Origin of the sequence: Stenotrophomonas sp. (genome assembly GCF_036662295.1) — a bacterium.
Taxonomy (GTDB): Bacteria; Pseudomonadota; Gammaproteobacteria; order Xanthomonadales; family Xanthomonadaceae; genus Stenotrophomonas.
In genome coordinates, this window is sequence record NZ_JAVWXA010000160.1 from 1 (window position 1) to 6,369 (window position 6,369).

General features: G+C 66.9%; 8 protein-coding genes and 1 pseudogene. 4 read left to right on the forward strand and 5 right to left on the reverse strand.

The features are described 5' to 3' along the window. Together RSA25_RS18645 and RSA25_RS18650 are read right to left on the reverse strand one after the other, a co-directional pair. Positions 1-228 (reverse strand): annotated as a pseudogene (locus RSA25_RS18645) (hypothetical protein); the annotation flags it as partial. Positions 229-261: 33 nt separating this feature from the next. Next, complete coding sequence (locus RSA25_RS18650; RefSeq protein ID WP_332810323.1) at positions 262-564, reverse strand: GNAT family N-acetyltransferase; 303 nt, start codon at positions 562-564, stop codon at positions 262-264. Positions 565-870: 306 nt separating this feature from the next. Between RSA25_RS18650 and RSA25_RS18655 the strand changes: the two genes are divergently transcribed. Next, entirely contained in the window at positions 871-1,047 is a 177-nt protein-coding gene (locus tag RSA25_RS18655) for a hypothetical protein (RefSeq protein ID WP_332810324.1), read from the forward strand. Between the two features lie 84 nt (positions 1,048-1,131). Here the strand turns inward: RSA25_RS18655 and RSA25_RS18660 are convergent, their stop codons facing one another. Both RSA25_RS18660 and RSA25_RS18665 read right to left on the reverse strand, forming a co-directional pair. Then, entirely contained in the window at positions 1,132-1,755 is a 624-nt protein-coding gene (locus RSA25_RS18660; protein WP_332810325.1) for a rhomboid family intramembrane serine protease, read from the reverse strand. 8 nt (positions 1,756-1,763) lie between these two features. Next, entirely contained in the window at positions 1,764-3,326 is a 1,563-nt protein-coding gene (locus RSA25_RS18665) for an oligopeptide:H+ symporter (protein ID WP_332810326.1), read from the reverse strand. Between the two features lie 173 nt (positions 3,327-3,499). On the opposite strand from RSA25_RS18665, the gene RSA25_RS18670 reads away from it, so the two are divergent. Further along, complete coding sequence (locus tag RSA25_RS18670; protein ID WP_332810327.1) at positions 3,500-4,357, forward strand: endonuclease/exonuclease/phosphatase family protein; 858 nt, start codon at positions 3,500-3,502, stop codon at positions 4,355-4,357. Between the two features lie 108 nt (positions 4,358-4,465). Here the strand turns inward: RSA25_RS18670 and RSA25_RS18675 are convergent, their stop codons facing one another. Continuing rightward, the gene (locus RSA25_RS18675) at positions 4,466-5,077 is read right to left on the reverse strand and encodes a superoxide dismutase (RefSeq protein ID WP_332810328.1); all 612 of its coding nucleotides are present in this window, start codon (positions 5,075-5,077) and stop codon (positions 4,466-4,468) included. Between the two features lie 250 nt (positions 5,078-5,327). Here RSA25_RS18675 and RSA25_RS18680 point away from each other — a divergent pair, with 250 nt between their 5' ends. Together RSA25_RS18680 and RSA25_RS18685 are read left to right on the forward strand one after the other, a co-directional pair. After that, positions 5,328-5,798, forward strand: coding sequence for a ribonuclease domain-containing protein (locus RSA25_RS18680; protein WP_332810329.1), 471 nt, complete (start codon positions 5,328-5,330; stop codon positions 5,796-5,798). Then, entirely contained in the window at positions 5,795-6,241 is a 447-nt protein-coding gene (locus RSA25_RS18685) for a barstar family protein (protein ID WP_332810330.1), read from the forward strand. Before RSA25_RS18680 ends, RSA25_RS18685 begins: the two co-directional genes overlap by 4 nt. Positions 6,242-6,369: the final 128 nt, after the last annotated feature.

Below are 6,369 nucleotides of genomic sequence, written 5' to 3' on the forward strand. Positions count from 1 at the left end.
GATCACATCGCGAAGCTCCACCGGTGCGGTTGCCGCCGGCGTCTCGATGTTGGCCGGCTGCGCGGCAGTGGCACCGGCGGCGGGCGGCGCGGTGGCGGCATCACCGGCGTCGCGCTTGCAACCTGCCAGCACCACCACGCCCACGGCCAAGGCCAGGGCGCTGGCGCGCAGCGCGCGACGGTTTACTACGCTGTTCATTTCAATCCCCTTGTTGAAACCGGTCATCATGACCGATCGTGCATGTAGCCCTGCCCGCCACGTTCAGCCGGCCAGCAGGTCATCGTATTCCTGGTGCCGTTGCATGAACGCCTCGGCGTACGCGCAGGCCGGCACCACCTTGTACTTGTGCTCGCGCGCATAGCGCAGCGCCACCTTGGTCAGTTCCCCGGCGATACCGCGGCCGCCGATGGGCTCGGGCACCTCGGTATGGGTGATGACCATCCGCTTGCGCTTGATCTGGTAATCCAGCAGCGCCAGGTGCCCCTGGACGCGGGCCTGGAACCGATGGTTGGCCAGATCGTGCTCCACCTCGTACGCCAATCCGGGCGGGGTGACCGATGCCATGGGCAATGTCTCCTGCGGCGACTGACGCGATAGTGCGCAGCGTAGCGCCATGATCGCGTGAAGCCTGAACAGGGGCAAGCAGCGACGCACAGCGTCACTTTTCGCCGCGCCCGTGGTCCGGGCGAGGCCCGCCGCGCAGACGGGCTGCCAGCTGGCCGGGCCACATCGCAGGGGCGCGGAAGCGCGGGGCGGCACACCGCTAAAGTCCGGCCCGTTCAAGCCGATACAGGCAGCGGACAGGGCGTAAAAGCTGGCACGAGTTTTGCGACACCTGCCTGCCCGACTCTGCTCTACATGGAGGTCCTGATGGACAACGCAACCACCTCCCCGGCTCCGGCCGATGCCGACAGCTCGCTGCTCGAAGGCCTGTTCCAGCTGGCCGTGAACGGCCAGACCAACGGGTGGGAATTCGACCAGATCGACAACGAGGTGTACACCCGCCTGCTCAGCGCCTACGGCGCGGACGGCAAGAAGGCCGCCTGAGGCGGACCTGGACAGCGGCACGACCCCCGGTCGTGCCCTGCCCGTTTAGCCGCTACCGGCCAGCCGGCACCGGGCAGGCCCCGCTCAACCCAGCGGACGGAAGCTGGGGTTGCTCAATTCGCGCAGGAAGTGGTCGAAGATCGCCGGGCGCATCGCCAGCATGAAGATGACGCCGAACGCGGCACCGGCAAGGTGCGCGCTGTGGTTGATGCGGTCGCCACCGCGCTTGTCCATCCAGATGCTGTAGCCGACGTAGAAGGCGGCATACACGATGGCCGGCGCCGGGATGAAGAACACGAAGATCACACTCCACGGGCTGAGCAGGATGAAGGCGAACAGCACCGCCGACACCGCCCCGGACGCCCCCAGGCTGAGGTAGTTGGGGTTCTTCTGGTTCTTCAGGTAGCTGGGCAGGATCGAGACCACCAGCGCGCCGAGATAGAACGCCGGATAGGTCAGGTAACTGCCGGTGAGCTCGATCATCACCGACTCGATCTGGCCGCCGAAGAAGAACAGCGTGATCATGTTGAACGCCAGGTGCGCCAGGTCGGCGTGGATGAACCCGTAGGTCACCAGGCGGTCGTACTGGCGGTGGCGGTCGATGGCCGGCGGCCACAGGATCAGGCGGTCGCCGAGGGCGCGGTTCTTGAACGCCATCCACGACACGAGGACGGTGATGGCGATCAGCAGCAGGTTGACGGGGGTCATGTCAGGGCTCAGGCCGTACGGTAGTTGTCCACCATACGATAGCGCCTGGCATACCAACCGAAGGCCAACGTCGCGACGAACGCGAAGCCGGCGAAGAAGAACATCAGGAACGCGGCCTCGCTCAGGCCGGTGCTGGCGATCTTGTGGGTCACCGTCTCATTGCGCACCGCCGCGTTGGACAGCAGCACCCACAGGTTGCCGATGGTGGTGGTGAGGTTCCAGAAGCTCATCACCACGCCCTTCATGGCCTGCGGGGCCTGGCTGTAGGCAAACTCCAGGCCGGTGGCCGAGACCAGCACCTCGCCGAAGGTCAGCAGTGCGTAGGGCAGCATCTGCCAGAAGATGGACATGACGTTGCCGCCGTCCATCATCACCTGGATGCCACCGACCACGATCCAGGCCAGGCCGCTGAAGGCGATGCCGGCGGTCATGCGGCGCAGCGCGGTCGGCTCGAAGCCGAAGCGGCGCAGCGCCGGGTACAGCACCAGGTTGTTGAACGGGATCAGGATCATCACCAGCAGCGGGTTCAGCGCCTGCATCTGCGAGGCGGTGAACCAGGAGGGCATGGCCATCTGCTGGCCCTGCAGCACCCAGGTGGACGCCTTCTGGTCGAACAGCGAGAAGAACGGGGTGGTCAGGGCGAAGATCACCAGCACGCGCAGCACCGAGCGCACGCCCTCCACCGCCTCGGCCGGATGCACCGCGCGGGCGCGGTCCAACTGGATCCAGGTGCCGCCACCGACACCGGCCAGCACCAGGACCAGCGCGATGCACAGGCAGATCACGATGCCCAGGCTGCCCACCAGCCCCATCGAGGCCACGGCCAGCACCGCACCGAGGATCGCCAGGGTCAGGCCCGGGCGGCCCTTGCCCGGGACCTGCGCGGTCAGCGCGGTGCGCACCACGTCGCCGAACGAATGCGGGTCCTTGGGCGGCAGCGGCACCAGCACGTAGCGCTTGCGGCCCAGCCAGAACACGAAGGTGGCCACGAACATCAGGATGCCGGGGATGCCGAACGCCCACTGCGGGCCGAGGTTCTTCAGCGCCAGCGGGATCAGCAGCGAGGCGAACAGCGAGCCGAAGTTGATGATCCAGTAGAACGCGTCGAACACGACCTTGGCCAGATGCTTGTTGCTCTGGTCGAACTGGTCGCCCATGAAGGAGGCCACCAGCGGCTTGATGCCGCCGGCCCCGAGGGCGATCAGGCCCAGGCCGACGAAGAAGCCCTGCCGGCTGTCCTCGAACACGGCCAGGCAGGCGTGACCGGCGCAGTAGATCAGGCTGAACCACAGGATGGTGTGGTACTTGCCGAAGAATTTGTCGGCCAGCCAGCCACCGAGCAGCGGGAAGAAATACACGCCGATCATGAAGCTGTGCATGATGTCCTTGGCCTCGCCGGCACGGCCTTCGGCGGTGATCTCCTGCAGCAGCAGCGAGGTGATCAGGAACTGCACCAGGATGTTGCGCATCCCATAGAAACTGAACCGCTCGCAGGCCTCGTTGCCAATGATGTACGGAATCTGGCGCGGCATCTTTCCCTTGCCTGCGCTGGCGGCGGCGATCGTGCTCATCCTATGGGGCTGTCCTGCGTATACGAAAGGGCGCGAGCTTACCGGAACCCCTGGATCGGCGCACGCTGCGGCCGGACATGACAGAGGACGGCGAACATGGCAGGCGATGACGACAGATCGCTACGGAAGTCACGGGGCGTCGACGGACAAAGCGTAAACTTATCGTTATGCGCATGATCTCCACCGCTCTGACAGGACGTTGCCCGGGTTGGCTGCTGCTGGCGCTGCTGGTGGTTGTCGCCTCGCCCGTGCAGGCGCGCCAGGCCGAAGCCGAGCAACGCCTGCTCACGGTCGCCACACTGGAGTTGCCCACGCTGGACCAAGCCCAGTGGGAACAGCGCCGCGACCAAGTGCTGCAGATGCTGGAGGCCTTGCAGCCGGACGTGATCGCGGTGCAGCGGGTGATGCAGTCGCAGGGCCGCAACCCGGCCTGCTGGCTGGCCACGCGCTTGCGTTACAGCTGCGATTTCGTCACCGCCGACCCGCCCAGCCAGCCGCTGCGCCACGGCAGCGCAATGCTGACCCGGCTGCCGGTGAGCGAGGACGGGGTGACCCTGCTGCATCCGCCGGGGCAGTTCAGCGCGGCAGGCATGCTGCGGGTGAAGCTGCGCGAGGAGCTGGTCAACATCTACGTGGCCCGGCTGCGCCCGGACCCGGACGAGCCGGCGGTGCGCCGCCACCAGACCAGCGACCTGATGACCTGGATCGGCGCCACCGGCGAAGGGCTGCCGTCACTGATCGCCGGCGATTTCTCGGCCGACACCGCCGAGCTGGTCAGCAGCGCGCCCGGCTTCCAGCCGGCACGCCGCAATCCCGGCGAACGCGTTGAACCGCCATCGGCCGCCGGCAGCGCGCGCGGGCATGGGCTGGATGTGCTGTTCCAGGTGAAGCATTTCGATGGCATCGGCCAGCAGGCGCTGAAGCTGCCGGCCGCCGAGACCGGCGATGCCGACAAGGGCGCGGCCCTGCGGCTTGGGGTGATGGCGACCTTGCGACTGCAGTCGCCGGTGCCGGCGGCCAGCGCCCCCTGAGCGCCATGACGTAGGGGCGCGGCGCCTTCGACATCGCACCACACCCCATGAACGACGACGGCCAGGCATCGCTGCCTGGCCGTCGGCCTATCTACCGGGCGGGATCGCTCAGGCGATCGCTTCCTGGTAACGACGCTCGACTTCATTCCAGTCGACCACGTTGAAGAACGCGCCGATGTATTCCGGGCGACGGTTCTGGTACTTCAGGTAGTACGCGTGCTCCCACACGTCCAGCGCCAGGATCGGGGTGTTGCCGTCCATCAGCGGGCTGTCCTGGTTGGCGCTGCTTTCCACCACCACCTTCTTGTCCGGGGTGACGCTGAGCCACGCCCAGCCGCTGCCGAAGCGGGTCAGCGCGGCCTTGGTGAAGGCTTCCTTGAACTTCTCGAAGCCGCCCAGCTGCGATTCGATCGCCTTGCCGACGTCGCCGACCGGGGCGCCGCCGCCGTTGGGCGACATCACGGTCCAGAACAGGCTGTGGTTGGCGTGGCCGCCGCCATTGTTGCGCACCGGGCCCTGCAGGTTTTCCGGCAGCGACTTGGTCTTCTTGACCAGTTCCTCGACCGGCAGGTCGGCGTACTCGGTGCCTTCCAGGGCAGCGTTGACGTTGTTGATGTAGGTCTGGTGGTGCTTGGTGTGATGGATTTCCATCGTGGCCGCGTCGATATGCGGCTCAAGGGCGTCGTAGGCGTAGGACAGCTTGGGGAGGGTGTAGGCCATGTGGTTCTCCTGGTAGCTCACTCACCCGGCGAAGACCGGGCGTTGCGCTGACGATGATGGGGATGGCCGACAAGCTTACCAAGGCCTGTGTAAAGGAAACCTCGTCGCGCGCACCGGCAGGCGTGCAGGTGATGTGAGCTGGCGATGACGATGGCCTTGCACTGCAGCGGCCGTTGTTGGGCTGGGCCTCATCGCCACGGCGGCCGATGCCGCTACAGTAGGGGCCGTCTTCCCTGCCCCGTCCCCGCCCATGCGCAAGCCATTGCTGTTGCTGGTCGCCATCGTGCTGCTGATCGGCGGCCTGCTGGCCATCAAGGTCGCCCAGCGCCCGCCGCCGCCGCAGTTCGCCCCGTCGTTGACCGGCGCCGCGCCTGCGGCCCCTGCATCTGCACCTGCGCCGGACATTGCGCGCGCACCTGGCCAGGCCGCGCTTCCCCCGTTTTTGCCGGCCGAGGCCCGCCACACCATCGCCTTGATCCAGGCCGGCGGCCCGTTCCCGCATCGCCAGGACGGCGGCGTGTTCGGCAACCGCGAGCAGCGCCTGCCGCCGCGTCCGCGCGGCTACTACCGCGAGTACACGGTGGAGACCCCCGGCGCCGGCAATCGCGGCGCCCGCCGCATCGTGACCGGCGGCACGCCACCCAGTGGTTGGTTCTACAGCGACGATCACTACGACACTTTCCGCAGTTTTGACGTGCCACCGGCCGGGAGCTGGAAATGAACCATGATGGATTCGAGTTGGGCCTGCACGACATCAACAACGCCGGCGTGTACGCCATCGGCAATGGCGACGTGGGCCCGCTGTCGGCGGCCATGCGAGATGCCGGGCTGCGCGTGGTGCAGATCGATCTGGACGGTTGCCAGGACAAGCGCACGCTGCTGATGCGGCTGGCGGCGCGACTGGATTTCCCGACCGGCTTCGGCGGAAATTGGGACGCACTGACCGACAACCTGCGCGACCTGGCGTGGTTGCCGGCCAATGGCTATGCGTTGTTCTTCAACGACGCCGACGCGCTGCGCGCCCAGGCCGGCGCGGATTTCGACACCTTGCTGGAGATCCTGGACGAGGCCAGCGGCTACTGGAGCGAGAGCAACGTGCCGTTCTGGGCGTTCGTGGCGCTGCAGGATGCGGATGTGGAGGTGGAGGCGGATCCGGCGAGCTGACGTGCCGTGACGCCTGCACCCACGCCGGGTAGAGCCACCCCATGGGTGGCTGCGATGCGCCATCACGCCTGGCCGGAGAGCAGCCACCCATGGGGTGGCTCTTATCTCTTGGCGATCTGGCACCTTAG

Coding starts and splice junctions, on each gene's coding strand:
- RSA25_RS18670 (WP_332810327.1), top strand. CDS start 3,500: ATGATCTCCACCGCTCTGACAGGACGTTGCCCGGGTTGGCTGCTGCTG.
- RSA25_RS18655 (WP_332810324.1), top strand. CDS start 871: ATGGACAACGCAACCACCTCCCCGGCTCCGGCCGATGCCGACAGCTCG.
- RSA25_RS18665 (WP_332810326.1), bottom strand. CDS start 3,326: ATGAGCACGATCGCCGCCGCCAGCGCAGGCAAGGGAAAGATGCCGCGC.
- RSA25_RS18685 (WP_332810330.1), top strand. CDS start 5,795: ATGAACCATGATGGATTCGAGTTGGGCCTGCACGACATCAACAACGCC.
- RSA25_RS18675 (WP_332810328.1), bottom strand. CDS start 5,077: ATGGCCTACACCCTCCCCAAGCTGTCCTACGCCTACGACGCCCTTGAG.
- RSA25_RS18650 (WP_332810323.1), bottom strand. CDS start 564: ATGGCATCGGTCACCCCGCCCGGATTGGCGTACGAGGTGGAGCACGAT.
- RSA25_RS18660 (WP_332810325.1), bottom strand. CDS start 1,755: ATGACCCCCGTCAACCTGCTGCTGATCGCCATCACCGTCCTCGTGTCG.
- RSA25_RS18680 (WP_332810329.1), top strand. CDS start 5,328: ATGCGCAAGCCATTGCTGTTGCTGGTCGCCATCGTGCTGCTGATCGGC.